Here is a 26,238-nt window from a genome sequence, read left to right on the forward strand (position 1 = left end):
TTCATATTAAATTGGCTAACTTTGCCCTAGTATTTGGCTAAACTAACTAGAATGAATATATCAAAGCAAATTGCCTTTATGGGTAGTTTTGGAGTAGCTGCGCTTTTGATGGTTACGGGTTGTTCAAAGCAACTCCACCCTACACAAAAGGACTTCAAACAATACCAAATTAACAAGGACGTACAAGCAGATCCCACCATCGTTTCCATCTATGAACCATTCAAGCAAAAAATGGAAACTGAAATGAACCGCGTTATCGGACATGCCAATAAGGCATTGACAAAAGAGAAGACCCCTGAAACATTAATGGGTAATTTCTTTTGTGAAGCATTGTTATGGATGAGTGACCATTTTGCCCACAATCCCGCCGACCTTGCCTTTGCAACAAAAGGCGGAATTCGCAATGATCTCAAAGCTGGGAATATCACGGTAGGACATATCTTTGAAGTCATGCCCTTTGAAAATACATTGACGATTATTGAACTAAAAGGCAGCCAGATACGCCAGCTTGCTGACTATATCGCAACAACACACGGCCAGCCTATTGCAGGTATGACCTTAACAATAACGGGAAATAAGGTACAGGAGATCAAAATTAAAGGACAGGCAATAGATGACAATAAAACATACAAACTCGTCACCTATGATTATCTGGCCAATGGTGGCGATAATCTCGTCCTATTGACACAATCGATCGCTAGAACCAACTATCCCCAACGGATGCGTGAAGGTTTGATAGAATATGTAAGTGAATTAACAAAAGCAGGTAAACAAGTAAATGCGGAATTAGATGGAAGAATTAAAATCAATTAATCGGAGAACCTTTATCAAACAGGCCGGTGGATTTTCTGCAGCACTTGCATTGGGTTCCTTACCTTTTCAGGCAGCGGCAAAAAGTAAAAAGATCAAATTGACCATTTTACATACCAATGATGTGCATAGTCGCATTGAGCCATTTCCAATGGATGGTGGTAAGTATCAGGGACTGGGTGGTGTAGCTCGCCGTAGCACACTGATCAATAAGATCCGTAGCGAGGAAAATAATCTACTATTATTGGATGCAGGTGATATGTTTCAGGGAACGCCCTATTTCAACCTCTTTGGCGGTAAATTAGAGCTCGATCTGATGACCAAATTGCGATACGACGCAGGGACATTTGGCAACCATGAATTCGATAATGGCCTGGATGGACTCGTGAAATATCTAGATCACGCCAAATTTCCATTTCTGACTGCCAACTATGATTTCAAAGGTACCGTACTTGAAGGAAAGACCCAGGATTATACAATCTTTCATAAGGGCGGTATCAAGGTAGGTGTGTTTGGGCTGGGGGTTGATATCGAAGGTTTGGTAGATCCCAATAATTATAAAGGGATGAAATACCTGGATCCGATTGAGATATCCAACAAAATCGTTAAAATCCTGAAAGAAAAACATAAGTGCGACCTTGTTATCTGTCTTTCACACCTCGGTTATCAATATGAGAATGATAAAGTTTCAGATCTGGTTCTGGCAGCCAAAACATCAGATATCGATCTGATCATTGGCGGGCACACCCATACTTTTTTAAATGAACCGACCTTGGTCACAAATTTAAAAGGTACGCAGACCGTGGTCAACCAGGTTGGTTTTGCGGGTATCAATCTTGGTCGCATCGATTTTATTATGGAACCGGGATCAGGCAAAAAGCAGATGATAGCAAGCACCTATCAGGTAAACCCGTCAATAGCAGAATCGCAACTGGCATAATATTATCCATTTATAATAGATGCCAAATTGACCAAATCAATTTGGCATTTTTTTGACAGAATCCGTTGAAGTTTTTGTGAGCCAAAACCAGCCCATACCGGAAAAATGGAAACGCTCATCATAAATGACCAGCTTTAAAAAAGCAAATTATTTGCATGAAAAAAATCATATCCATATACTTGGACTCCTTCAAAGGCCTTTCACAGGCCGCATGGCTCTTGGCAGTTGTTATGTTGATCAACAGAATGGGAAGTATGGTCATCCCTTTCCTTGGACTCTATATGACACAGGTCCTTCATTTTGATATCAAACAAGTTGGGATCGTACTAATGAGCTATGGCATAGGCTCCGTTTGCGGCTCCTACATCGGTGGATGGTTGACAGATCGGATTGGCAGCTTTAAGGTACAATTCGGAAGTTTAGTATTGGCCTCGCCCCTATTTCTGTTGATTCCCTTATTTAAAGAGGTTCAATCCCTGTCTGTCATGATCTTTACATTAAGTCTAATTTTTGATGCATTTAGACCTGCAAACTCTGTTTCAGTGGCCAGTTACGCTAAACCGGAGAACATTACCCGAGCCTTTTCACTCAATCGTTTAGCGATTAATCTGGGTTTTTCAATCGGTCCCGCTGTCGCAGGTTTTCTGGCGACGATCTCGTTTAACTGGATATTCTATGGAAATTCCTTTGCAGTGATGTGTGCCGCTGTGATTTTCTTTATCTTTTTTAATAAAAGGCAAAAAAGAACAGATGTAAAAGCAAAAAAAGAAGCATTGGTAGACGGCAATCTAACCGTAAAACAAAGTCGTAATCCATACACCGACGTTCCCTTTATATTATTTAATATATTCTGCTGCATTTTCTCGTTCTGCTTTTTCCAGCTCATTACGACCTTACCTATATTTTATCGCGAAGTACACCACTTGGACGATCATCAGATCGGATTTCTACTGGGTTGGAGTGGTTTTGTGATCGTTTTATTGGAGATGTTTGTCGTCCATGTTGCCGAAAAGAGGTTTTCGCTGATCAGCACCCTGGTGTTTGGAACGATTTTATGTGCGCTCTCCTATGCCATGTTAAACTATATGGGAGGACTTGGCTGGCTATATTTCACATTTTTCATCTTCGGTCTCGGGGAAATGCTAACACTACCCTTTATGGCAACCGTATCGGTCAATCGTTCTACGCCCAAAACTCAGGGAGCATACATGGGATTCAACTCACTCGCTTTCTCTGCAGCAAATATCTTTTCACCGCTGCTTGGAACTTCTATTGTCGACTCCTTTGGCTTTACAACATTGTGGTGGGCCACAGCACTGACCCTCTCCCTTACAGGACTCGGTTTTTACCTTGTGCTGAAATGGATGAGATAAAAAATAAAAGGGATATTTCAAATGAAATGTCCCTTTTATCTTTTAAATAAGATCGGTGGATTTCCCTACCAGATTTTAATACGTTTATCCGTAGGGATAAACATTTTATCACCATCTTTCGTTTCCCAAGCAGCATGGAATGCATCCAAATTGATGATTGGCGCGAAAGCACGATATTGCGCCGGAGAATGTGGATCTGTTTTCACCTGGTTCACAACAAATTCATCTGTTGTCTTGGTTCTCCAAATGGTAGCCCAGGAAAGGAAGAAACGCTGATTCTGTGTAAAACCATCGATTAATCCAGGATTTCCTTTGTCTTTTAAATACAGTTGTAGTGCATCGAAAGCGACAGAAGAACCACCCAAATCACCAATATTCTCACCTAAAGTGAAACGACCATTTACAAAAACTCCAGGAACTGGTTCATAAGCCTCAAATTGTTTGACCAACGCGTCCGCTGCAGCTTCAAATTTAGCCTTATCACCATCAGTCCACCAGTTGTTCAAATTTCCATTACCATCATACTTTGCACCCTGATCATCAAAACCATGAGATAACTCATGTCCTATGACTGCACCGATGCCACCAAAATTCACGGCCGCATCTGCTTTATAATCATAGAATGGCGGCTGTAGAATTGCTGCGGGGAATACAATTTCGTTAAAAAGTGGACTATAATAAGCATTGACGGTCTGTGGTGTCATTCCCCATTCAGATTTATCAACTGGCTTACCCTGTTTTGCAAGGTTCTCATAAAAGGCCCATCTGCTGGATGATAAAACATTATCGTAAAGTGATGTTCCGATATCAAGTTTGCTATAATCCTTCCATTTGTCCGGATAACCAATTTTCACTTTAAACTTCGACAACTTTTCCAGCGCCTTCACTTTTGTATCTGCAGACATCCATGTTAGACCATTGATGTGCTGTCCAAATGCCTTTACAAGGTAACTTACTAACTCCTCCGCATCGGCTTTGGCTTTTGGCGGAAAATTCTCTTTTACATATAGTTTGCCCAAAAGTTCTCCAGCGATAGAATTAACAAATTCTACTCCTCTTTTGTCCAGTGCGCGTTGTTCCTTCTGCCCTTTTAACTTACGGCCCCAGAAATCAAACGAAAGGTCATTTAATTCCTGAGTTGTATACGATGCAGCGGTATTTAATAAATGAAATGTCAAGATATCTTTAATAATCGGAAGGTTCGCCGGATTGAAGATCTTATCTAAATTTTCATAGTATTTTAGTTCGGGTACAATAACAGTATCCGCTTTGAATCCTACATCGCTTAGATATTTAGCAATGTCGACGTTTTTTACCATCTTTTTCAAATCAGCAACCGCCACCGGATTATAGCGGCCATTCGCGTCACGCGACTGTTCTACAGTTTTTAGATTAGCAGCCAATTCTTTTTCAAATGCAACAATTTTAGGACCTTTAAGATCTCTTGTACGTTGCCCGGATTTGGCATAAAGCGCGGAAATATATTCCGAATAATCCTTTAATGTCTGTTCATTTTTTTGATCCTTAACCTGATAATAAGAACGGCCTAAGCCTAGACTCCCACCGCCCAAATAAACCGTGTTGACATTAGAATTTTTGAGATGCGCATATACATATCCACCAAAGAAAGGGTTTCCTCCGATAGGTGCCACCTCGACCAGGTATTTATAAAGATCGTCAAAATTCTTGATCGCAGTAATTTTTGTCAAATAGGGCTGAACAGGTTCTAATCCCAATTTATCACGCGTCTTCATATCTACAAAAGAACGGTAAAGATCCCCTATTTTTTGGTTATCAGTTCCTTTTGTAAATTGTCCCGATAATGATTCCTGCAACACTTTCAATGTAGCGATGTCTGTATTTTCACGCAGCTCATCAAAAGAACCCCAACGTGCCTTATCAGACGGAATTTTAACCGTTTTCATCCATTGACCATTCACAAAATTGTAGAAATCATCCTGTGGACGAACACTTTTATCCATGTAATTTACATTGATTGCATTATTTTGCGCATGGCCGGCCAAAGAACCACATGCCAACAAAGCAGCCAAAAGTATATTTCTCTTCATATAAATTTTAGTTTGTTATGTATCTAAACAAACTTAAGAAAAGTTTTGCTATTGTTCCTAATACAAAACATAGTTTTGCAGACAATTGAAGTAATATATATTAACCTATGTCTGTGTTTTGTTTTGTGTTGATTTACGGAGCAAAAGAAGGAAAATCACTAGGAAAAGTGCCACTCCACCCAGCCAAATCCAGGGGTTGGCATACCACAACGTGCCGTTTGCCTCCTTGAGCTTTTGATTTTCTTCAATCGGCACCTCTGCATGAAGTTTAATAATGGAAAATAGCAAACAAAACAGTAAAAACATTCTTTTCATATGATCTACCTTATATAGATAGAATGCTCCGCCAGCCTATTTTGTTTGCTTAAGATAAAATTTGTATTCAGTCTTTTTGTCTGATCTCACCCAGATGAACGACATCTTTTAAATCAAAAGGCGTTTCCTGGTATACAAAATAGTTGAGCCAATTATTAAATAACAAGTTCGCATGGCTCGTCCAACGCACCAAAGGTTGATTTTCCGGATTATCATCTCTATAGTAGTTTGCTGGCATACGAATAGTCTGACCTTTCTCCAAATCCCTTTTATATTCTTCATCCAAAGTAAATGGTGCGTACTCAGAATGACCAGTCAGGTAAAATTCACGACCACCACGGGAGGATGCGATGGCAATACCCGCTTCAAGAGACTCCGAAAGAATTTCTACCTCATTTTTAGCAAGCAGATCATCTTTTTCAATGGTTGTATGCCGGCTATGGGGAATAAAAAACTCATCGTCAAATCCACGAAACAACGGATGTCTTTTGTCGAGAGCCGTATGTTTGAATACACCAAAAAGCTTCTCATCCAAAGGTTTTTTCTCCACATCATAAAAATGATATAATGCGGCTTGTGACGCCCAGCAGATATACAAACTTGAAGTTACATGCGTTCTTGCCCAGTCAAATATCGTCTGAATTTCATTCCAATAGGTTACCTCTTCAAATCTGACCATTTCAACCGGAGCTCCTGTGATGATCATACCATCATAAAAATTCTCCTTCACTTCACTTAGGCTTTTATAAAACATCTCTAAGTGTTCCTCGGGTGTGTTTTTTGAAACGTGAGTTTCCAATCGAAGGAACTCCATCTCAACTTGCAAAGGATTATTGGAAAGTAAGCGGATAAAATCGGTCTCTGTTGTGATCTTAAGCGGCATCAGATTGAGGACCAACACACGTAATGGTCGAATATCCTGCTCATTTGCCCTTAGATCACTCATTACAAAGATATTCTCCTTTTTTAAAAGCTCGATCGCAGGAAGGTTATTAGGAAGTTTGACTGGCATATATAAATTTCTCCTTATACAATTAGCATGCAAAATTAACAAGAAAATGGCAGAATACTAAATGAAACCGCAAATTTAAGTTTGCATCAAATCATAACTTTTCCCATTCAGATCATTCTTCGGTCAATTGTCGTAGGGCCTTTTGAAACTTCGTCGAGCCAAAATTCATCCCGCCCACGTGCTTATTGACCAATTTGCCTGCTTTATCTATAATGATGGTTGTGGGAATACTCGTCGTAAGAAGATCTTTTGGTAATGCAGAGTTTAACTGATAGACCGGAAGACTATATTTTCTTTTCTTTAAAAACTTCTCCGAAGACTTCAGGTTACCGTCAACGTCCACTGACAGAAATATTATTCGGCTATTCCCTTGAAAATCTTTATATAGTTTATCCAGAGAGGGCATTTCTGCTAAACAAGGTGGACACCACGTCGCCCAAAAATTGATCAAAACAACTTTACCCTTGAGCTGGTTTAACGAAATCACCCTGCCCCTACTATCTTTGAAACTGACTTCCTCATACTTAAGGCGCAAGCTAGGATGTGTTGTCGGATCATTTCCATACGCATAACAAGATGTGTAGGCAGATGCCAACAACAATAAGATGCTGATCGTAACAGATCCAATTCTATTTTTTCTTTGCATATTGTTTCTTTCATGAAGGACACACAATCAACGTTTATTGTATAAATTGATTGTGTTCATCAGGCCAAACTACAATAAAATTTAATTTATCCTAGCATTTTAACTAAAACTCCATGCCAACAAAAGGCTAAACTTGAAGATTTAAATACATCAAGCTGATTTTAAACTGTCTTTTAACAAAAGCAACCAACTATAAAATAAAGACATAATAAGTTGTCCAACGGGGATCTAAACCCAACAAAACCAAATGGCGATTTATTCACAATCCCATTTTTTTTGGTGAAACGACCGATCGATTGCCGTGATCTGTCTAAAAGTTATTACAAACAAATTGGCAGATATGATTATTATATACTATATAATAAGTAAATCAATATGAGCAAGGAAAAATCAATCCAGGAAATCGAGATCAATGGAAAAGTTTATCAGTATAGTTCGCTAAGAAATCTGCCTGAAGGTGAGATCGGGCACCTGCCCTTCAGTATTCGGATTCTCCTGGAGAATGTGCTACGTAATTATGATGGATTTAGTATCACGGATGAGCATGTCAGCACATTAATCAACTGGACACCTCAGCCTGTCGATAAAGATATCCCATTCAAGCCAGCGCGCATTCTCATGCAGGACTTTACCGGTGTCCCTGCGGTGGTAGATATGGCCTCTTTACGGGCGGAATTTGTTCGGCATGGCAAGGATGGCCAAAAAATTAACCCAGCGATCCCAGTAGACCTGGTTATTGACCATTCCGTACAGGTGGATTATTTTGGCACCGAGTATTCCTACGACAAAAATGTAACATTGGAATATGAACGCAACCGTGAGCGGTATGAGCTTCTGAAATGGGCCCAAAAAGGCTTAAAAAATTTCACTGTTGTTCCTCCGGGGATGGGAATTTGCCATCAGGTAAATCTAGAATATCTCGCCAAAGGTGTTATTTCCCGTGATAATTGGTTATTTCCGGATACCTTAGTCGGTACAGACTCCCATACGCCTATGGTTAATGGTATCGGTGTCCTGGGTTGGGGTGTTGGCGGTATCGAAGCCGAAGCAGCAATGTTGGGACAACCCATTTTCTTCACCTGTCCAGAGGTTATCGGACTTAAGCTGACGGGTAGTATTCCCGATATCTGTACAGCTACGGATATGGTTCTTTCCATCACCAAAATTCTACGGGATAAAGGTGTTGTCGGAAAATTTGTCGAAGTCTTTGGGGAAGGATTAGATACCCTTTCTGTAACAGACCGGGCCACCATCTCCAACATGTCGCCAGAATTTGGCTGTACGGTCACCTATTTTCCGATAGATGACCGCACATTGGAATATATGCATAGCACCAATAGAACCGAGCAGGAAATCAAGATTGTGGAAGAGTACTGCAAACAAAATCTGCTTTGGCGCACAGGAAAAGAACAGATCTTATACTCTGCCGTTGTCGAATTCGATCTAAGTACACTCGAACCCACAGTTTCGGGCCCCAAACGTCCACAGGACAAAATTTTGGTCAAGGATTTAAACAATAAGTTTTCACAGCTTCTTGATAGCGAACACCATAGACAATACGTACCGATGCCACAACGTTCCGAATCAGCCTGGTTGGCAGATGGCGGCTCGGGTACCGAATTTACTTTTGGGAAAGTACCTGTAGAACATGATTCACCACATCAAGTCATTTCGGAGTCCATACATGCTGTACGCATCAAACACAATCACAAGGAATATATTGTTAGTGACGGTAGTATCGCTATTGCTGCAATTACAAGCTGTACGAATACGTCTAATCCAACAGTCATGATTGGCGCTGGGCTATTGGCCAGAAATGCTATTGAACGTGGGTTACGGACAAAATCATGGGTAAAGACCTCCTTGGCACCAGGATCGAAAGTAGTCACACAGTACCTGGAACGATCGGGGCTCAATGCAGATCTTAATGCACTCAGATTCCACACTGTAGGCTACGGATGTACTTCCTGTATCGGTAATTCAGGTCCACTCCCACCACAAATTGCAGAAGCAGTGGAGAAAGGGGAATTGATCGTTGCCTCAGTATTGTCAGGGAATAGAAACTTTGAAGCAAGGGTTCACCCACAGGTAAAAATGAATTTCCTAATGTCTCCGATGCTGGTTGTTGCCTATGCCCTTGTTGGCCGCGTGGATATCAATTTGATGGAAGACCCGCTGGATTATGATCCGAATGGACAGCCCGTTTATTTGAAAGATATCTGGCCAAGTCGTGAAGAAATTATGAAAACAGTCAACGAATGCGTCAAACAATCTGATTTCCAAGAGGTCTACGACGTCATCTTTGACGGTTCTACGGATTGGCAGGATCTGGAAGTCAATCTTGATCAGAATTATCAATGGGATGACACATCGACATACATCAAAGAATCTCCATTTTTTGAAAACTTGCAGGCAGTTCCGGCACCTATTCAGGACATCCAGGACGCAAGAGTCTTACTTTATTTGGGCGACTCAGTCACCACAGACCATATTTCTCCGGCCGGATCTTTTAAAGAAGATACTGCTGCTGGAAAATACCTCAAGTTGCACCAGGTCAACAAAGAAGACTTCAACTCCTATGGCTCCAGACGGGGCAATCATGAAGTCATGATGCGTGGCACCTTCGCCAATGTGCGGATTAAAAATAAAATTACAGACCGGGAAGGTGGCTATAGCAGGTATTTCCCAACGAATGAGGTTAAAACAGTATACGATACGGCAATGGAGTATCGCAAAACAGATACACCTTTAATTGTCTTAGCGGGAAAAGAATATGGATCGGGCTCGTCCCGTGACTGGGCAGCCAAAGGGACTTTTCTCCTTGGTGTACGGGCCGTAATTGCCGAAAGTTTTGAACGTATACATCGAAGTAATCTTGTCGGTATGGGTGTCGCTCCATTAGTCTTTATCAATGGAGAAAATGCAGAAACACTTGGACTTGATGGCACTGAAGTCTATTCCATCACCGGCTTAGCAAAAGAACTAATACCACATAAACTGCTAGACGTAAAAGCTGTACATGACAACGGGAACACGACAACATTTCAAGTCAAAGCAAGATTAGATTCTGCCATCGAAATTGAATATTTCAAGAATGATGGTATATTACAATATGTGCTAAGACAATATTTGAAGAACAATTAATAATAAATCCAACTGACTAACAGCACATTTTACAGATAAAAAGGGGCAAGATAAAAACTATGCCCCTTTCCACAACCTATATAAAACCTACCAGAGTTTCAATGGAAAATATTTCCGGCCAACATACAATATTGTTCGGCAACTGCTCCAAAGTTACATCCCATAACAATCGTTTTTACTCCCTGAAGTCAGGTGTTTTTTTTCGGCAAAATAAGCAATTATGTCAGCTATGCTTCCATTATCGAGCCTAAAAATGTATTTTCGCAGGCTATCGATCACAATATTTACGTAGAAGGATAAATCATGGATGAACTGGTAAAACAGACGATTTCTAAAGTAAGCTTCAATAGTGAATTGCAGCAAATTAAAGAATTTTATAAATGCACATTTGAATATTGCGATTTCCAAAATGCCGCATTGGTAGACATGATCTTTACAGATTGTCAATTTAAATCCTGTAATTTATCCAACATTAAGCTCCAGGGAACCCAATTGGATCATATCGTTTTTCAGGACTGTAAGATGTTGGGCATACAGTTCAACGAATGTAGCTCATTCGCTTTCCATATCGAAGTGAAAAATAGCACGCTCGACTATGCTTCTTTTTTCGAACGGAATATGAAAAAATTCAAATTTGACCAGTGTTCACTACAGCATGTCGATTTTGAAAAAGCAAACCTTCAACAGGTGATCTTTAAAGATTGCGACTTTCTCCGTGCCCGATTTGAACAATGCAATCTGGAAGGCTGTGATTTTCGTACCTCAGTTAATATCCAGCTGGATCCAGAAAACAATCGTATGAAAAAGAGCAAATTTGAATCAGAACAACTGCCCGGCTTGCTAAGCAAATATCAATTGCTGATCGATTGATGGAGAGCATTCCAGAAGAAATCTCTAGCGATAAATTACGAAATAACGGATTTCAGGGATAAAAGAGCCTGCTCTAAATCATCATATTTGCTTATCAATTTTAGGTAGATGAAAGGATAATGACCTTATTATAGTGAATATTCCTATGTATATGGGTTCATGATCGCTTCTTCACCACTAAAAAGCAAATTTATATAGATGAAAAAAACATTCTTATCATTCGCAATTTTATTGGCTACTAGTACAATATCCTTCGGGCAGGTCAATAAAGCGTTTAAAATTAATTACGCCATCGTATTCGCAAACAACAGTGAAGCTTCGGAACAAGAATCCCCTGTGTCGCTGTATGAAGCCTATGTCAGTAACGACAAGATAAAAGTCATTTCTTCGACGGAGGGACAAGAGTCCATTTTTCTTGCGAAAAAGAATGAAGATAAATCAACCATCCTTTATCCGTCTTTATCGAAATACATCGTGCACGAAGATGAAGCAACTTCCTTCTCTATAAAATTGGTTCCCGGTCAAACTAAAACCATTGCGGGTTATGCTTGCAAACTGGCACAGATTGAGCTCCCGAATATCGAAGATATCGAAGGTAATACCAACTTGTCCATCTGGTACAGCGAGAAGCTACCAGTTATCTATTGGGAAGGATTTGATATCTTCAAAAAAATTCCTGGGGCTGTGCTTCAGGTAACCACACCTCTGGGTGTGGATATTGTAGCACAAAGTGTAGCTAACAGTCAGTTAAATGATAATGACTTTATCGTTCCCGAGGACTATGATCAAGTGGAATCGATCTACGAAGAAGACCAGGAAGGTGAGGAAAGCAATCAAATGGCCGAAAATTTATACCTATTTGAAGATAGTACTTCAGGTCTTATGGGATTGCAAGATAATGCGCAGAAAATCGTCGTACCGGCTCAATATCATTACATTACACCATTTGTAGGTGAAATCAGTGTGGTGCAATTTAAAGATGAGAAATATGGCGCAATCAATCTTGCAGGAAAAGCCATTATCCCCTTTCGATACGAATATTTAAGCTATGACGATAATTCGGGACAATTTCTATTCGGCCTTAATGAAAAATATGGCCTACTTGACAAGGTAGGTAAAGTCCTTATCCCAGCAAATTACGATATGATCTCCTTTATCAATGGTGGTTATGCCGTTTTTCAGCAAAATGAAAAATATGGTATTTTAAATCAAGCTGGGAAAATCATTGTACCGGCTAGTTATAGTTTCATTTCTGAAAATAATGGCACCCATTTCATTAGTGTCGAAAATGACAAATATAGTCTCATTGATATTAAAACAAACAAAGCATTAGCCCCCGCTTATGATTTTATTTCAGTAACCGAAGAGCCGAATCTTTTCCTTGCGAGTAAAGACGGCAAATACGGCTATTTAAATGATCAGGGAAAAATTGCCATTCCTTTTATCTACAGCGGTGCTACAGCATTTAGCGACGGCATAGCATCCGTTACAAAAGAAGGTTCAGATGACGTCATTCTAATCAATACAAAAGGGGAACAGGTTGAATTGGATGCAGCTGCTGAAGCAGCAGCCGAAGAAATCTAAGGCCTAACAAGGCATTCAAAAAAATAAGGGTTGGTAATATTACCAACCCCTATTGTTTTACTTATTTGCGCTATTAATTTGTGCTTACCGCTTTCTTCTTGCCGAAAATTTTCTTACCTACCGTAAAAAGTAACACAGCGATAATACCGCCTCCCAAACCGAACAAGAGCTCTTTAACCATACCTGGGAAATTAGGCAAGGCATGATGTAGGAAATCTATATAATGGGAAAAGATACCTCCCGAAACCAAAATCAAGGCAATCGTACCTACCACAGCCAACAATTTGATAATAAAAGGCAGAGCGCGAACCAGTAATCTACCTAAACTGGCCAACGGACCTTTTTCTTTCCCGCTTTTAATCAACTTATATCCAGCATCATCCATTCTGACGATCAATGCCACAATGCCGTATACACCAACTGTCGCAAGTAAAGCAACCACACAGACGGTAATGATTTGCAAACTCAGACTTTTATCAAGTACCGTCCCCAATGCAATAATCACAATTTCTACAGAAAGAATAAAATCAGTCGTAATAGCTGCCTTGATCTTTGACTTTTCAGCCTCCATATCATTCTCCTCAATAACCTCCTCAACCTTAGATTCGCCCTCCTGATGTTTACGATGAAACAAATACTCAATAATCTTTTCTACCCCTTCGAAGGCCAGATAAAATCCACCCAAGATCAAGATATATTTGATGGCGATCGGAAAAAAGACATTCAATAACAATGCGATCGGGACAATAATCAATTTATTGATAAGTGAACCTTTTGTAATCGCCCACAGAACGGGCAATTCCCGAGATGCCAAGAACCCGGTCGCTTTTTCCGCATTCACGGCCAAATCATCACCCAAAATTCCAGCTGTTTTTTTGGTTGCTATCTTACTAGCAACTGCAACATCATCCATTAAAGCCGCAATATCATCTAATATTGCAAATATTCCTGAAGCCATATTTTATTAAAAATTTGAACGTAAAAATATAAATTTAATTCAATTCCCAAATAAGTAATTTAATTGAATGACAATAATAGACTACAAACAGATTTATTTTAATTGTGTATTTTAGATTCAAATTATACCAAATATGAAAAAATCACTTTCAGCTACCGATCAGGCCGCATTATACGAAGTACTAAAGCAGCGATTTGAGACCAATATGAACAGACATCAGCTTCTTGTTTGGGAACATATACAACATAAACTGGAAGAAAATCCGGCCAGGGTCTGGAGCCTACATCAAATGGAACAGAGTGGCGGCGAACCTGATGTTATTGGAATAGATCCGGTTAATGCAGCTTATTTGTTTGTTGACTGCGCCGAGGAAACCCCAAAAGGAAGAAGAAGCCTATGTTTCGACCAAGCTGCTTTGGACTCCAGAAAAGAAAATAAACCTGTAGGCAGCGCTCTGGAAATGGCTAAACAGATGGGAGTCGAATTGCTAACGGAAGAACAATATCGACAGTTACAAACACTGGGGCAGTTTGACCTGAAAACTTCAAGCTGGATACAGACACCGGCCGATATCCGTAAACTCGGAGGCGCCCTATTCTGTGACCGACGTTATGACCATGTTTTTACCTATCACAATGGTGCCATCTCCTACTATGCGGCGCGTGGCTTTCGGGCGGTATTATACGTTTAATTCACAAGGAACAACAAGCTAATTTAAAATAGATTACATCCAAAATGAAACAGTCGATTATTTTATGGCTTAGCCTCATCTGCATTTTGCTTTCGCGATCAGTATTCGCGCAATCCCCCTTTCCCGCATTTCTCCAGGGCACCTGGAAAGTAGCCGATAAAGAACGCTATGAACACTGGGATCGTATCAGTGACAGTGAATTAAAGGGTGTTTCTTACAGCATTAAAAATGACCAAAAGATCGTCAGTGAGTATCTGAAAATCAAAAAAGTCGGCGACAGAGTTATTTATACCGCTTTAGTAATCGGTCAAAATAACGGAAAAGAAATAGACTTCGAATTGACTTTTAAGGATAGCACCTATTCGTTTGTCAATGAGCGCCACGATTTTCCCAATCGAATACGTTATAAACAACTTGCCGGAGACCGTATTCATATTTCAGTTGAAGGGAAATCCGGAAAGCCACATGCTTTTTATGTCCACAAAATAAAAAATGACAGTGCGGGTGACAACCCCAATTATGACCGCGACTTAGCAGCCAAGTTGGGCGCTGACGATTATGGAATGAAAAGTTATATTTTCGTACTGCTAAAAACTGGCCAAAACAAAACCGTAGATAAACAACTGATCAGCGAAAGTTTTAAAGGACATATGGAAAACATCGGCCGTTTGGTCAAGAATGGGCAGTTGATTGTAGCCGGCCCATTTGGAAAAAATGACAGTGGCTTTCGAGGTCTTTTTATCCTCAATAAGGTCGCAACAATTGAACAGGCCAAAGAACTACTTCAGACAGATCCGGCTATTAAAAATGGCCTTTTGGAAGCTTTATACTATTCTTGGTACGGCTCAGCAGCATTACCCGAATACCTACCTTTTTCTGAAAAAATATGGAAAAAAGCACATTGAGACTAGCCTGCATAAGATTTTGAGTCCATTGGGAAGAACCATTTTTTTTCGATCCAGCATTTACTAATGACAAACTGCTGTCAGCTGTCAGATCTATTTTTGAGAAAAATATAAAAACACATGGAAAATAGATCTATCCCTTCTTTTAATATTATTGGAATTGCTATACGTACAAGCAATCAGAATAATCAAGCCGCCAAAGATATTCCTGAACTATGGGCCAGATTTTTTGAAAACGATATCATGAGCAGGATTCCAAATAAAGTTTCCAATGAGCTCTATTGTGTTTACACAGAATATGAAAGGGATCACACCTTACCCTACACCACCTTATTGGGTTGTAAGGTTGCTCATCTTGATGATCTCCCGGAAGATATGGATGGCATACGCATCGAAGAAAGTCTGTATCATCATGTTGAGGCTGAAGGCAACCTGGCGGCAGGTATTGTTTACAATGCCTGGTTAAACATCTGGGAAGCCGGTCTTCCAAGAGCATTTTCAGCAGATTTTGAAATATACGGTGAGAAAGCACAAAACCCAGAGCAGGCGAAGGTTGATATTTTCATTGCGCTTCAATAGTCAAGAATTCTGTTACACTATTCGTCAGGGCAACAACATTCAAACCTGTTGAAGCCCTGACAATTTTTATTTACTTCCCTGTGAATGTAACAAAACGTATGTCGGACCTCTCTTGCATTTATTTTGGCCAAAATATCTTTTACCTTTGTGCCGATTTAATTAAACTAAAATGCAGGACACCACAGCCCACCGTAAGAAAATCGTACGATACAGCTACATAAAATTAATCGGAAGTTCAGTTTTGGTAAGCCTGATTTGTTGCCTACTCGCTTATAGCCTGAAACATATGACCGGATATGTACAGGAAAAAATAGCTGAAGGCGTTTTAAACTGGGATCCTAGACTATTTATCCTCTTACCAAGTGTAGGTATTACGGCAATATATTTTCTACGAAAGTATGCTTTTCAAAACCGGAAAAACAAAGGAATCAAGGAAATTTACACAACGCTGGAAACCCGGAAGGATCATTTGCCTTTTTTCAAAATACCATCCCACTATATCAACGGCTTTTTGACCGTTATTTTTGGTGGATCAACCGGGATTGAAGTTTCTACTGTAGTAGCCACAGCCACCGTGGGAAACCAGGCCTATAAGCGTCTTCACCCTGCTTGGGCCTATAAAACAGAACTGATCTGCGCGGGCGTTATTGCCGGTGTAACACTATTATTCGGCAGTGCGCTTGGGGGCTTGCTATTTGCCTTTGAAGTCATCGCCAGAAAATACAACAAAACACTATTGATCAGTGGCATCAGCTCCATGCTGGTCGCCGCGCTATTCGTACACTATATGGATAACAATCCTTTGTTCAACTTTGCAGCGAAGCAATGGCAATGGCAGGCTGTCCCTTTTATCGTGGTACTAGGCTTAATCGCTGGTCTATTAGCCTTGTATTTCACAAAAATTGTGATCTACGCAAAATCTTTCTTTGCCGGAATAAAGAATAATTTTATCCGGGTCAATTTGGGAGCCGTTACAGTGGGAATCCTGATCTTCTTTTTGCCTGCCCTATATGGCGACAGCTATCACGGTCTCGGAGAGATCCTGGAAAGCAGTTTACATGGATCTATCAATTGGCTCTACTTTCTGCCGTTACTGCTATTAGTCCTGTTAAAACCGCTTGCAGCAGCACTTACCTTAGGGGCTGGTGGTGATGGTGGTGTCTTCGCCCCCAGTATTGTCACAGGCGCACTTTTAGGTGTACTTTTTGCGCAACTTTGCAATCACTATCTGGGCACCCATCTTATTGTCATTAATTTTGCGCTATTTGGTGCCGCAGCGATGCTTTCTGCTGCCATCCATGCGCCATTTACTGCAATTTTCATTATTGCCAGCATCGTCCCTTCAGGTTATCTACTATTTGCACCCTTATTGGTGGTCTGTGTCATCGCTAAAATACTTGCCCAAAGGATCTATCCTTATAATGTATATACCTACAAGGAAGTCGCCCATAACTAGCAGCCAGCATTGGCTTCAAGGGGCTGTCTCCAAATTGAAAATTGTAAATGTAAACCAAAATTAAATTTGGGCAACAGCTTTGAAAATACTAACAAACAAGAAAAAGGATCAAAATTCACTAAGAATTTGATCCTTTTTTAGTTGATTCAATGAAGCTTCAAAATATCGCTAATCTTCGCGGCTACCATCATCAGCCATACGGACAATCTTTGGTGAGAACTTTGCGACGACGTCCACCAACTCCTCTTGCGAGGCCATGACGGTATGGATGTCTTTGTAGGCCATGGGTGCTTCATCCATCCCGGCTCCCAAAAGCGTAATCCCCCGATCAGCAAGCATATCTTTCAACTCAGTAGCAGCGAGCGTCTTGATTGCTTGTGTACGGCTCATCAATCGTCCTGCACCATGAGATGCCGATTGGATAGCAGCCATCTCCCCTTTTCCGCGCACCAGAAATCCAGGAGTAGCCATGGAACCTGGGATAATTCCCATCACGCCTTTTGCCGCAGGAGTAGCCCCTTTTCGGTGCACCACAACCTCCCGGTCATTCCAGGTCTCTTTCCATGCAAAATTATGATGGTTTTCAATCTTCGCTAGCAACTCAGCACCCAAAGCATCTTTGATCTTGTCATGAATAACCTCATGGCAGGCTGATGCATAATCACCGGCCAGATTCATTGCCAACCAATATTCTTGTCCTTCCATTGTATTTAAATCCAGATAAGCCAGATTTTGAGCTTGATAGGGCAACTTACATAAAGTTTTCGCCAATTTGGTATAGTGAGCAGCCACAGTTGCGCCTAGACCCCGGGATCCCGAATGTGTCAACAAACCCAGGTAAAGTCCTTTCTCAATGTTCAGCACCTCATCCTTTTCAACAAACTCCACAATCCCAAATTCCACAAAGTGATTCCCCCCGCCGGAAGAACCTAACTGTGTCCATGCCTTGTCTTTTAAGGATCTAAGCAGATCATTTTCTGCAAACAATTTATTGTCCAGTACCGCATGATCCACACGTTCATGCTTCAGATAGCCATTTCCGGCACCGAATCGCGTATGTTTCAGAATCGTCTCTTTTAATGTCGCTGTATCTGTATCCAATAGGGATGCTGGCAGATCAAAGATGGACAAAGCCATTCGGCAACCAATATCAACGCCTACTCCGTAAGGAATTACAGCATTATCGGTAGCCAATACACTACCAATCGGCAGTCCGTATCCTTGATGGGCATCCGGCATCAAAGCGCCAGCAACCGTAACCGGCAGCTTCATGGCTACTTTCATCTGTTCTTTAGCTCCCGCTTCTATTCCGGACGCGCCATAAATCGTATATTCCACAGGATCTTCATTCAAAGCAATTAATGTAGCATCAACAACATCCTGTCCCAATATGGCCTGCGCCAATACACTGAAAATAGTATCCTCAGTATACGCTGTTGGATTTTCCAGCACTGATTTAAATTTGGCCAACATTTCTGCTCGCGTAAAACCATGCCGCTTGCTGTTGATTTTCAACGCAGCACCCAATGTATGGTTCTCTTTATATCCTAAAGCAATCAGATCATTGCCATTAATTCTTTTATTTTCCATTTTTATCTTTTTTAACGAGGGGGATCTTTCCAATCCCAAGCAGGTAGCAATACCTCTTTACAATTGCTACCCGCACCTCTTTTGTCCTCAATTTTATTAACTTCCCTTTATTGTTACTTCACAAACAACTGCTTTAATTGATCTACAATCTGCCCATTTCCCGAAATAGAGATGTTATTGATCCTTTCGGCAATTTTCTCCACATACTCCATTTCCTTCAATTTAAACAGCATCGCATTCTCCTCCATAAGTTTTGCCGTATTAAGCAAACTTCTAGTAGAAGCAGTTTCTTCACGACGCATAATAATATTTGCCTGAGCGCGCTTTTCAGCAATCAACACCTGGTTCATGATATCACGAACATCCCCTGGCAGAATAATATCTTTGACTCCGCAAGTTAATAGACGTAAGCCTAATCCAGCAATATACTCCATCGTATTTTGCAAAATATAAGTGCTTATCTCTGTCTTCTTGTCCATCAGTTCATCCAGCGTCATCTGACCGATATAGGTCCGGAGATTTAACTGCATCACAGCATACAATTGCTTCTCATATTCCTTATTATCCAATAACGCTTTGACGATATCAACGATTTGATATTGTAAAGTGAAATTGATCCGTATTTGTGCTTTGTCCCGCGATAGAATCTCCTGACCCACCACATCCAAAGTTAACACACGCATATCTGCCTTTGACACCGCAATGGTCTTTGCGTTCTTCCACCAATAATACGTTCCTGGATCCAAAATTTCTGTAAACACGCCATCAACAAAAAGTAATCCTTTTTCATTTGGTTCAACTTTGTATTGACGGATATAATAAGCCAACGTTTGCTTTTCAAACAATTGACGGTTGACAGAAACTGGTATTTCGATCTCCGAAATATCCTCCAGCTGAAATTTGCGCACTTGCAACCCTTTCCAGAACACATGTCTACCTGCCGCCAAGGTCTTTTCAAAATTATTGCTTAAGAAAACAAACGCAATTTCCGTATCCGCCACTTCGACAATATCCACCAGTTCACGAAAGCCCTCCACCTGCAAGAGCACATCAATGTTATGGTTAGATGGAAACGAATTTGCCCTATTGTATGTCTCCAGTTTCTCACCGAAACCCAACCAGTACTTACCGGCTTCCAATACACGGATAACTTGGTTATTTTTAACAACCAATCCAATCTCATTGACATTTACTTGTACTCTTTTCATCATATTTATTGTTTATACTATTTACCAATGACAAAACTTGCTATGAGCTGTCCATCGATGCCGAGCGGGATCAAAAAGAGCCCATACGGAGCTTTACCGTAGAAGCATTCGAAATGGCCGCCTTAGCAATTCATAACAACGCTCTTCCTGTATCGTCTCTGTATGAGATGTTCCCGATCACGGGCTCACCACCGACTGCGATGAAGAAAAACGAAGTTCTCTTCAGTGCCGGACAGACTATAGCAAGCTTTATTTAATAACCTTTTTAAAGAAGGCATAACTTTCAAAACCAGAACCTAAATTCTGTGCAATACCCTTATGCTATTCCATCCGAAAATGGAAGTGGGATTCGAACCCACACGATTGAGTTGTTGTTCTAACCAAGCTGAACTATCCTGATTGCTCAGGAGCAGGAGTCGAACCTGCGACCTACAACGGAACTGCCGTGCTCTACCCTTGAGCTACCTCTTTCGAGGGAAGGATTCGAACCTTCAACCCTGGTGGCAACCTTCTCTCATTCTCCTCTTCTTATCAGTATATTGAGTCCCATCGGGAACAATACTATCCTGCTATACAGAAACAGGAGACTAGGATGCAAATCAAAGAATAAGAGTCTTTTTATACTTCTCCTAAAAAGAAGTACATATCTTAAAAGCATTTTGCTAGTTTCATCAAAGAACGTTTATCATTGCTGACATTACAAAGATCACTCTGTTAACGTGCAGACCATTTGCGCAATGAAATAAAACACAAATAAAATAACAAAAACAAACACAACATACTGATAATAAGCTATAAAAATTTAAAAACAAATGTTAGCATTAAAAATTAGGGACCAAATTGCGCATTTATATTGCGTAGATTAACAGTGACTAGACGAGAGATTTGCCTAAATGATCATGAGATAACAATAAATATCACTGATTACCATGAGAAAGCTAACTGATAGAAGTGCTATTTTTACAGCGTTATAATTAACTGGAATTTATTAAATGAGAGCAAAAACATTATTGGTTCTACTGGCTATCTATTTTGTCGCTACAGGTTGCACGGGTTCAAATCCTAAAAATAATGCTGTAAAGCCCGCTGGCGACAGCCTAACAACAAAAAGTAGCGCTGATACTGCCAAAGCCAGCGATCAGGTAAAGTCAACAACAGATCTTGATCCGGCCAAAGTATGGCTGGAGCGAATTTTTCACTGCGATGACGATAAATCAGGGAAGTATTGTTATTATTTGGACAAGGAAGAAGCCCTCTGCACGGCACGTTTTATGGAATTCTTAGCAGATGCCAATGAAATCTATGGCCCCTCCAATCTAACAGACGCAGAATTACTGGTGGCGGAAGCGCAATACAAAGCGAAGTGGGGAAAAATTTACCCGCTCTACACGCAGGAAATGTGGTTATTCGGCCGAGGTAATGATGATGCCCTGGCCATTAATACCGTCGAAATAAAGAAGCTAAGCACAGACAAGTACAGCGTATTTATAGATTATGGTAACAATATAAAAACGCAAAATGAGGTTCAGCTGGTTCTTGAAAACAGTAACTATAAAATTGATTATTGCAAGACAAGCTTTGTACAATAAACTCTTCGTGCCTTCCGTACCACAGCGAGGATAATCAACGGATGGTTCTGCCTAATCATTAAACAGACTGTGATAAACTGATGGATAACTGAATGAAAAAAAACGAATCAACAAAAACCGGACAATTCGAAAAAAAGCCACCTTCTATTACTAACGGATAAAAAGTGGCCATATAATAAAACAATAAATGGGGCGTGTAAGCCGATTAAATTGGAGACGAATTGCTCCACTTGACGATATTCCCTTTATGCAATAGGCCATCGACAGCTGAGATACGTGATACAGCTTCTGCAGAACAGCTTGCATCCACCAATAGGAAACTCGCTTCATCTCCTACCTTTGGCCATACCGGCTGACCACTGTCGTCCAAAGGTAATTTTCCATTTGTCGCATAGTGTAGGCAACGGGACAAATCAAATTCCGTCTCATAACCATAGAGCTGTGCAGCAAGATTCGCTTTTTGCAACATATTTCCACTGCCAAACGTCCCCCAGTGATCCTGCACATTATCATTTCCGGTAAGTACCTCCACTCCTGCTTTCCGCAGTTGAGGCAATGGCATTAGCATATTGCGAAACGGTACTGAACTCGCAATACCGACCTTGGCGGAAGCCAAGCGTTCAGCTGTATATTGAAGATCTTTTTGAGACATATAGCCCAATGCAAAAGCATGACTGATAAATGTCCGTCCCTGCAGCGCGGGATTCTCAAGTACTTTATCTATTAAATAATGGATCGTTTTGACACCAGATTCACCCCCTTCATGCAGATGGATATCGATTCCCTTTTTGTTATCCAAAGCTAACTGAATAGTCAAGTCCATGGGTTTTTCGATACTTCCGTCGATACTAAAGGGATCTAGACCGCCAATAAAATCAACCTTATCCCAAGCGGCAATTTCCTTCATCAGCCCGACAGAGTCCGTATAATATAAGCCATGTTGTGGGAAAGCGACCAATTCCGCGCCAAAGGAATCTTTCACATGTTCCAATGCCAGCAATAGATTTGCCAATGATTTGGTACCAGAGGTTGGGTCGACATTAAAATGTGTTCTTGCAAAATTAGTTCCGTAGCCCTGTAGCAGCATGATTAGCTTTTCAGCCCGTTCCACCGAGGTTTTAAGCAGCTCTGGAATAATTTCCTGCTCGCGGGCAATCATATCCTTCACGGTTCTATTTTTAGGAAATACAGCTTTCCAGGGTAGACCATAAAGGGTTTTATCCAAATGGATGTGCATATCCCTAAAGGCGGGTAAGGCCAATTTTCCCTTCGCATCGAATCCTCCGGCCCCAACTGTCGTCTGACCCAGCCGAATTTCCCTTATCTTTCCGCCCGCGATTGTTACCGTAAAGAGTGCTGTATCGGTTCCAACAATTTTCCCTTCACTATAGAGAAAACCTGTTTCCAATCGTACATTTTCTAAAGTATACTGTTCGTTGTGCTGATTGAGTTCGTTCATGAAAATATCATTTTTTTCAAAGCTAAGCTATTTAGCCCCTTTTGATTTGTAGATATTATCACAACATTTGTAAATATTATGGCTGCGGCATAAAATATGAACTCGGCATGAATTTTCACTTAATCCTGTTTTTAATACAAAAATATAGTTACTTTGAACTTGTTTTATAAAACACCACTTCCTTCATATGCAGATTGAAATTGATCACAATTATTATGAAATAGTCAGTTGGGACAAAGATTATATCCAAATCCAAGGTACCTGTTCCCCCTTTCGGGTGTATGCACCACCTTTTTATGATGTTGCCTCCCTCAAGCAATATATCATGCTCAATCCACCAGCATCTTCCGGACATGATCAGTCCTATTCCTACTTGGAAGACCCCTATTATTTATTTGCAAAACCCTACCTGGTTAAGGTTTTTCAAACCTCAACAGCAGCAATTATTGAACTTAAATCAAGCAGTATCTGCGTTCATCAACGAAAGGCTGTAAATACACTCAAGTTGCTGAAAGCCTGGAGTCATGAACTGTTGTACAATGAACTGATCAAAAGGATAAGCTATTGGGAAGAACAGCTGGATAACTACGCTATTTCAGCTATCCGTATAGGCAAGCTATCAACCAGGAATTATAAAATCAAGGGCAATGAAATTTATTTTTCACCCCGATTGATTGATTTCGATAAAGAACAGATTAATCTGGTTGTTTTAGCAGCATTTTGTAAATTTTCCAAAAAAAACAGGAAAGAGTCAGAAGCGATCTATAACTTGTACATCCCCAACTGGAGGGCATTAAACGTATATTAAGACATGGCAGGCATCAGCATACAATTAACAATACCAGGAGACAGCAGCTTTGAATCTTTGAAAAATGATCCAATACAATTCTCAGAATTACTAGGCACCGAACAGCAGCGACTGATTGATGATCATGTTGTTGGTCAGCTCGATGATCAAGATGGCGCTCCGACACTGACAGATTTTAGTATCAGCAATATTATCTTTGATCCCGTTACACTAAAGGGTTCCTTTCGCCTTCATTTCAAAATTTCCCGACAATTCTGCTGTAGCGATATATCCTCCTGTCAGACAGACTACATGGACTTTAACTTCATAAAAGAAGATAAAAAAATCTACGGTACAGGAAGTTATACCACGTGGTCAATTCAATAAAATTAGCCATTCAAGATCAATAATAGATCAATTGATTTCGAGTTAGACATGCCCCATTTAAAAATGAACATCCCCGAGCGCTATAAAATTAACGCAAGCTCCTTTTCCTATTATTGGACCAAGGGCATCGGTGCTAAGTTGTTAGATAAGTTGCCCAATAAACCAAACCTGGCTGATGCGGATCAATATATTCCATTGTTATATCAGTACGATGAGGCCTGCGACCGACTGGTAGAACATTTACACCTGAAAATCGGCTTTGCAAAAGGGCAACAATTGATTCGGGATTATTTGCAGGGCAAAGCCATCGACAGCGTTTACGATAAACTGATTTCGGATTTTATGAACACATTTCCAATAGAGCCCCAGTGGCTCGATTGGAAAAAGATACAACAGGGAATTGCACTCAGTCAGCGTTCGGGATTGACTGGGCTCATTGTATTACGCGATTATTGCCTCATGGGTGGTTATGAATCCAGCGCGATCAATAAACCCTTGATTTTTACCGGAGCACTTAAAAAAGGCGCAGTCAAGCGCTTAACCGAGACGGTAACATTTTGGGTTGACATCACCGCTGACCAGGCATTACGAAAAGGTGGTATGGGCATTGAAGCCATCCTATTGACACGATGTATCCATTCCTTCGCACGCTTGAATATATTGAAACATGGCGATTGGAGAACTGATAAATGGGGTATCCCCTTAAATACCTGGGATATGTTGGCAACAAACTTAGGTTTTTCATTAGTTTATCTGGTAGGTCTTAAACAAATGAAATTCAATTTATTAGAAATAGAAATAAATGGAATCATGCACCTTTGGAAATATATCGGAAGCCTATTGGGTATCCCATTGGATCTGCTTCCAGACACTGAGGAAGAAGCCATCAAAGCCCTATATTATTGGACCATGACCCAAAAAGAAGGAGATCAGGATAGCATTGCATTAGCCCAGGCCCTCATGGAAGAACCCATACATGCAGCTTATCCAAGAAACAAGTTTGGCAGAAAATTAATGCGGGAAGTACATTTGTACTATAACCATTATCTACTGGGCAATTACTCCTGTAATCTATTGGGACTGGAAAAGACGAACATCGGTAAGATCGCCTACTTCAACATTCTTAAAAACAAAAAAGAAAACAGCCGGATCTTAAAGGATGAGGTTCGACAGCAACAAATACGGGAAGGCCGAAAAGTCCACGAGAGAGTCAAACAGATCTATTTGACATACAACTACCCAACATGACGCTCATACGGCACCCTGGTAGCGATTGACCGGCCCAAGGTGAGCTCATCCACGTATTCCAGTTCACCGCCAAATGCGATACCACGCGCGATTGTTGTAATCTTGACATTAAACTCACGCAATTTTCGGTACAGATAAAAGATGGTTGTGTCCCCTTCCATCGTCGCTGAAAGGGCTAAAATAACCTCCTCAACACCACCACGTTGAATACGGTTAAGCAATCCTTCAATTTTAAGGTCAGCGGGTCCTATACCGTCCATTGGCGAAATCAGTCCTCCCAGTACATGGTACACACCTTGATAGGAATTTGTATTTTCGATGGCCATCACATCACGCGTATCTTCCACTACACAGATTAAACTCTTTTCGCGTTTAAATGATCCACATATTTCGCAGGTCGCCTGATCCGAAATATTAAAGCATTCCTGACAATATTGAATATCTTCTTTCAAACGGTCAATAGACGCCGTAAAACGCGCCACCTCGGAATCAGATTGCTTCAATAAATGTAAAACCAGCCTTAATGCTGTCTTTTGTCCCACACCTGGTAATTTACCAAATTCCGCAACCGCGTTCTCAAGAAGTTTAGAAGAAAAATTCATAATGCAAATGTAAGAA

The 26,238-nt window shown here is 40.6% G+C and carries 23 protein-coding genes and 1 tRNA gene; 14 read left to right on the forward strand and 10 right to left on the reverse strand.

The annotated features are described in order from the left end of the window. Positions 1-51: 51 nt before the first annotated feature. The 3 genes from ACK8HY_RS20865 (at position 52) to ACK8HY_RS20875 (ending at position 3,123) form a co-directional block, all read left to right on the forward strand. The gene (locus ACK8HY_RS20865) at positions 52-813 is read left to right on the forward strand and encodes a 5'-nucleotidase C-terminal domain-containing protein (RefSeq protein WP_416134687.1); all 762 of its coding nucleotides are present in this window, start codon (positions 52-54) and stop codon (positions 811-813) included. Continuing rightward, positions 791-1,750, forward strand: coding sequence for a bifunctional metallophosphatase/5'-nucleotidase (locus ACK8HY_RS20870; RefSeq protein ID WP_416134688.1), 960 nt, complete (start codon positions 791-793; stop codon positions 1,748-1,750). The genes ACK8HY_RS20865 and ACK8HY_RS20870 overlap by 23 nt, the downstream gene beginning before the upstream one ends. 155 nt (positions 1,751-1,905) lie before the next feature. Then, the gene (locus ACK8HY_RS20875; protein ID WP_416134689.1) at positions 1,906-3,123 is read left to right on the forward strand and encodes an MFS transporter; all 1,218 of its coding nucleotides are present in this window, start codon (positions 1,906-1,908) and stop codon (positions 3,121-3,123) included. A 65-nt stretch (positions 3,124-3,188) separates the two neighbouring features. On the opposite strand, the gene ACK8HY_RS20880 is transcribed toward ACK8HY_RS20875, so the two are convergent. The 4 genes from ACK8HY_RS20880 to ACK8HY_RS20895 all read right to left on the reverse strand — a co-directional run bounded on the left by ACK8HY_RS20880 (position 3,189) and on the right by ACK8HY_RS20895 (position 7,165). Next, the gene (locus tag ACK8HY_RS20880) at positions 3,189-5,192 is read right to left on the reverse strand and encodes a M13 family metallopeptidase (RefSeq protein WP_416134690.1); all 2,004 of its coding nucleotides are present in this window, start codon (positions 5,190-5,192) and stop codon (positions 3,189-3,191) included. A gap of 105 nt (positions 5,193-5,297) precedes the next feature. Continuing rightward, entirely contained in the window at positions 5,298-5,507 is a 210-nt protein-coding gene (locus ACK8HY_RS20885) for a hypothetical protein (RefSeq protein ID WP_139351030.1), read from the reverse strand. Positions 5,508-5,574: 67 nt separating this feature from the next. Continuing rightward, a complete protein-coding gene (gene metA, locus ACK8HY_RS20890; RefSeq protein ID WP_416134691.1) occupies positions 5,575-6,519 on the reverse strand; it encodes a homoserine O-acetyltransferase MetA in 945 nt (314 codons plus the stop codon). A gap of 112 nt (positions 6,520-6,631) precedes the next feature. Further along, positions 6,632-7,165, reverse strand: a complete 534-nt coding sequence (locus tag ACK8HY_RS20895) for a TlpA family protein disulfide reductase (RefSeq protein ID WP_416134692.1) — start codon at positions 7,163-7,165, stop codon at positions 6,632-6,634. Between the two features lie 375 nt (positions 7,166-7,540). Between ACK8HY_RS20895 and acnA the strand changes: the two genes are divergently transcribed. The 3 genes from acnA to ACK8HY_RS20910 all read left to right on the forward strand — a co-directional run bounded on the left by acnA (position 7,541) and on the right by ACK8HY_RS20910 (position 12,763). Beyond that, the gene (gene acnA / locus ACK8HY_RS20900; RefSeq protein ID WP_416134693.1) at positions 7,541-10,309 is read left to right on the forward strand and encodes an aconitate hydratase AcnA; all 2,769 of its coding nucleotides are present in this window, start codon (positions 7,541-7,543) and stop codon (positions 10,307-10,309) included. Between the two features lie 303 nt (positions 10,310-10,612). Then, positions 10,613-11,179 (forward strand): pentapeptide repeat-containing protein, encoded by a 567-nt coding sequence (locus tag ACK8HY_RS20905; protein ID WP_077434036.1) that lies wholly within the window; start codon positions 10,613-10,615, stop codon positions 11,177-11,179. 198 nt (positions 11,180-11,377) lie between these two features. Continuing rightward, entirely contained in the window at positions 11,378-12,763 is a 1,386-nt protein-coding gene (locus ACK8HY_RS20910; protein WP_416134694.1) for a WG repeat-containing protein, read from the forward strand. Positions 12,764-12,836: 73 nt separating this feature from the next. Here ACK8HY_RS20910 and ACK8HY_RS20915 read toward each other — a convergent pair whose 3' ends face one another. Further along, positions 12,837-13,721 carry a DUF808 domain-containing protein gene (locus ACK8HY_RS20915; protein WP_416134695.1) on the reverse strand — a complete coding sequence of 295 codons (885 nt, stop codon included), beginning with the start codon at positions 13,719-13,721 and terminating at the stop codon, positions 12,837-12,839. 133 nt (positions 13,722-13,854) lie between these two features. Here ACK8HY_RS20915 and ACK8HY_RS20920 point away from each other — a divergent pair, with 133 nt between their 5' ends. The 4 genes from ACK8HY_RS20920 to ACK8HY_RS20935 all read left to right on the forward strand — a co-directional run bounded on the left by ACK8HY_RS20920 (position 13,855) and on the right by ACK8HY_RS20935 (position 17,352). Beyond that, on the forward strand, positions 13,855-14,412 hold the full coding sequence (locus tag ACK8HY_RS20920) for a DUF4256 domain-containing protein (RefSeq protein WP_416134696.1): 558 nt from the start codon (positions 13,855-13,857) through the stop codon (positions 14,410-14,412). A 44-nt stretch (positions 14,413-14,456) separates the two neighbouring features. Then, positions 14,457-15,317: a DUF6265 family protein gene (locus tag ACK8HY_RS20925; protein ID WP_416134697.1), complete on the forward strand. Its 861-nt coding sequence runs from the start codon at positions 14,457-14,459 to the stop codon at positions 15,315-15,317. Positions 15,318-15,437: 120 nt separating this feature from the next. Beyond that, positions 15,438-15,896, forward strand: a complete 459-nt coding sequence (locus tag ACK8HY_RS20930) for a GyrI-like domain-containing protein (protein WP_416134698.1) — start codon at positions 15,438-15,440, stop codon at positions 15,894-15,896. 169 nt (positions 15,897-16,065) lie between these two features. Further along, a complete protein-coding gene (locus ACK8HY_RS20935; RefSeq protein WP_416134699.1) occupies positions 16,066-17,352 on the forward strand; it encodes a chloride channel protein in 1,287 nt (428 codons plus the stop codon). 168 nt (positions 17,353-17,520) lie between these two features. Here the strand turns inward: ACK8HY_RS20935 and ACK8HY_RS20940 are convergent, their stop codons facing one another. The 3 genes from ACK8HY_RS20940 to ACK8HY_RS20950 all read right to left on the reverse strand — a co-directional run bounded on the left by ACK8HY_RS20940 (position 17,521) and on the right by ACK8HY_RS20950 (position 20,616). After that, positions 17,521-18,942 (reverse strand): RtcB family protein, encoded by a 1,422-nt coding sequence (locus ACK8HY_RS20940; protein ID WP_416134700.1) that lies wholly within the window; start codon positions 18,940-18,942, stop codon positions 17,521-17,523. A gap of 113 nt (positions 18,943-19,055) precedes the next feature. Then, complete coding sequence (locus tag ACK8HY_RS20945) at positions 19,056-20,153, reverse strand: slipin family protein (RefSeq protein ID WP_416134701.1); 1,098 nt, start codon at positions 20,151-20,153, stop codon at positions 19,056-19,058. A 400-nt stretch (positions 20,154-20,553) separates the two neighbouring features. Beyond that, positions 20,554-20,616, reverse strand: a tRNA-Thr gene (locus ACK8HY_RS20950). A gap of 526 nt (positions 20,617-21,142) precedes the next feature. On the opposite strand from ACK8HY_RS20950, the gene ACK8HY_RS20955 reads away from it, so the two are divergent. Next, on the forward strand, positions 21,143-21,739 hold the full coding sequence (locus tag ACK8HY_RS20955; protein ID WP_416134702.1) for a hypothetical protein: 597 nt from the start codon (positions 21,143-21,145) through the stop codon (positions 21,737-21,739). A 205-nt stretch (positions 21,740-21,944) separates the two neighbouring features. On the opposite strand, the gene ACK8HY_RS20960 is transcribed toward ACK8HY_RS20955, so the two are convergent. Further along, complete coding sequence (locus ACK8HY_RS20960) at positions 21,945-23,198, reverse strand: amidohydrolase (RefSeq protein WP_416134703.1); 1,254 nt, start codon at positions 23,196-23,198, stop codon at positions 21,945-21,947. 187 nt (positions 23,199-23,385) lie between these two features. On the opposite strand from ACK8HY_RS20960, the gene ACK8HY_RS20965 reads away from it, so the two are divergent. The 3 genes from ACK8HY_RS20965 to ACK8HY_RS20975 all read left to right on the forward strand — a co-directional run bounded on the left by ACK8HY_RS20965 (position 23,386) and on the right by ACK8HY_RS20975 (position 25,620). Then, positions 23,386-24,006: a hypothetical protein gene (locus ACK8HY_RS20965; RefSeq protein ID WP_416134704.1), complete on the forward strand. Its 621-nt coding sequence runs from the start codon at positions 23,386-23,388 to the stop codon at positions 24,004-24,006. Positions 24,007-24,009: 3 nt separating this feature from the next. After that, on the forward strand, positions 24,010-24,372 hold the full coding sequence (locus ACK8HY_RS20970) for a hypothetical protein (protein ID WP_416134705.1): 363 nt from the start codon (positions 24,010-24,012) through the stop codon (positions 24,370-24,372). 63 nt (positions 24,373-24,435) lie between these two features. Next, positions 24,436-25,620 carry an oxygenase MpaB family protein gene (locus tag ACK8HY_RS20975; protein WP_416134706.1) on the forward strand — a complete coding sequence of 395 codons (1,185 nt, stop codon included), beginning with the start codon at positions 24,436-24,438 and terminating at the stop codon, positions 25,618-25,620. Here the strand turns inward: ACK8HY_RS20975 and recR are convergent. Next, positions 25,608-26,222: a recombination mediator RecR gene (gene recR / locus ACK8HY_RS20980; protein ID WP_077434060.1), complete on the reverse strand. Its 615-nt coding sequence runs from the start codon at positions 26,220-26,222 to the stop codon at positions 25,608-25,610. The two genes, ACK8HY_RS20975 and recR, sit on opposite strands and share 13 nt — an antisense overlap. Between the last annotated feature and the right edge of the window lie 16 nt (positions 26,223-26,238).

The sequence above is a fragment of the Sphingobacterium sp. NGMCC 1.201703 genome (assembly GCF_047784615.1).
Taxonomy (GTDB): Bacteria; Bacteroidota; Bacteroidia; order Sphingobacteriales; family Sphingobacteriaceae; genus Sphingobacterium.

Coding starts and splice junctions, on each gene's coding strand:
- ACK8HY_RS20865 (WP_416134687.1), top strand. CDS start 52: ATGAATATATCAAAGCAAATTGCCTTTATGGGTAGTTTTGGAGTAGCT.
- ACK8HY_RS20870 (WP_416134688.1), top strand. CDS start 791: ATGGAAGAATTAAAATCAATTAATCGGAGAACCTTTATCAAACAGGCC.
- ACK8HY_RS20875 (WP_416134689.1), top strand. CDS start 1,906: ATGAAAAAAATCATATCCATATACTTGGACTCCTTCAAAGGCCTTTCA.
- ACK8HY_RS20880 (WP_416134690.1), bottom strand. CDS start 5,192: ATGAAGAGAAATATACTTTTGGCTGCTTTGTTGGCATGTGGTTCTTTG.
- ACK8HY_RS20885 (WP_139351030.1), bottom strand. CDS start 5,507: ATGAAAAGAATGTTTTTACTGTTTTGTTTGCTATTTTCCATTATTAAA.
- metA (WP_416134691.1), bottom strand. CDS start 6,519: ATGCCAGTCAAACTTCCTAATAACCTTCCTGCGATCGAGCTTTTAAAA.
- ACK8HY_RS20895 (WP_416134692.1), bottom strand. CDS start 7,165: ATGCAAAGAAAAAATAGAATTGGATCTGTTACGATCAGCATCTTATTG.
- acnA (WP_416134693.1), top strand. CDS start 7,541: ATGAGCAAGGAAAAATCAATCCAGGAAATCGAGATCAATGGAAAAGTT.
- ACK8HY_RS20905 (WP_077434036.1), top strand. CDS start 10,613: ATGGATGAACTGGTAAAACAGACGATTTCTAAAGTAAGCTTCAATAGT.
- ACK8HY_RS20910 (WP_416134694.1), top strand. CDS start 11,378: ATGAAAAAAACATTCTTATCATTCGCAATTTTATTGGCTACTAGTACA.
- ACK8HY_RS20915 (WP_416134695.1), bottom strand. CDS start 13,721: ATGGCTTCAGGAATATTTGCAATATTAGATGATATTGCGGCTTTAATG.
- ACK8HY_RS20920 (WP_416134696.1), top strand. CDS start 13,855: ATGAAAAAATCACTTTCAGCTACCGATCAGGCCGCATTATACGAAGTA.
- ACK8HY_RS20925 (WP_416134697.1), top strand. CDS start 14,457: ATGAAACAGTCGATTATTTTATGGCTTAGCCTCATCTGCATTTTGCTT.
- ACK8HY_RS20930 (WP_416134698.1), top strand. CDS start 15,438: ATGGAAAATAGATCTATCCCTTCTTTTAATATTATTGGAATTGCTATA.
- ACK8HY_RS20935 (WP_416134699.1), top strand. CDS start 16,066: ATGCAGGACACCACAGCCCACCGTAAGAAAATCGTACGATACAGCTAC.
- ACK8HY_RS20940 (WP_416134700.1), bottom strand. CDS start 18,942: ATGGAAAATAAAAGAATTAATGGCAATGATCTGATTGCTTTAGGATAT.
- ACK8HY_RS20945 (WP_416134701.1), bottom strand. CDS start 20,153: ATGATGAAAAGAGTACAAGTAAATGTCAATGAGATTGGATTGGTTGTT.
- ACK8HY_RS20955 (WP_416134702.1), top strand. CDS start 21,143: ATGAGAGCAAAAACATTATTGGTTCTACTGGCTATCTATTTTGTCGCT.
- ACK8HY_RS20960 (WP_416134703.1), bottom strand. CDS start 23,198: ATGAACGAACTCAATCAGCACAACGAACAGTATACTTTAGAAAATGTA.
- ACK8HY_RS20965 (WP_416134704.1), top strand. CDS start 23,386: ATGCAGATTGAAATTGATCACAATTATTATGAAATAGTCAGTTGGGAC.
- ACK8HY_RS20970 (WP_416134705.1), top strand. CDS start 24,010: ATGGCAGGCATCAGCATACAATTAACAATACCAGGAGACAGCAGCTTT.
- ACK8HY_RS20975 (WP_416134706.1), top strand. CDS start 24,436: ATGAACATCCCCGAGCGCTATAAAATTAACGCAAGCTCCTTTTCCTAT.
- recR (WP_077434060.1), bottom strand. CDS start 26,222: ATGAATTTTTCTTCTAAACTTCTTGAGAACGCGGTTGCGGAATTTGGT.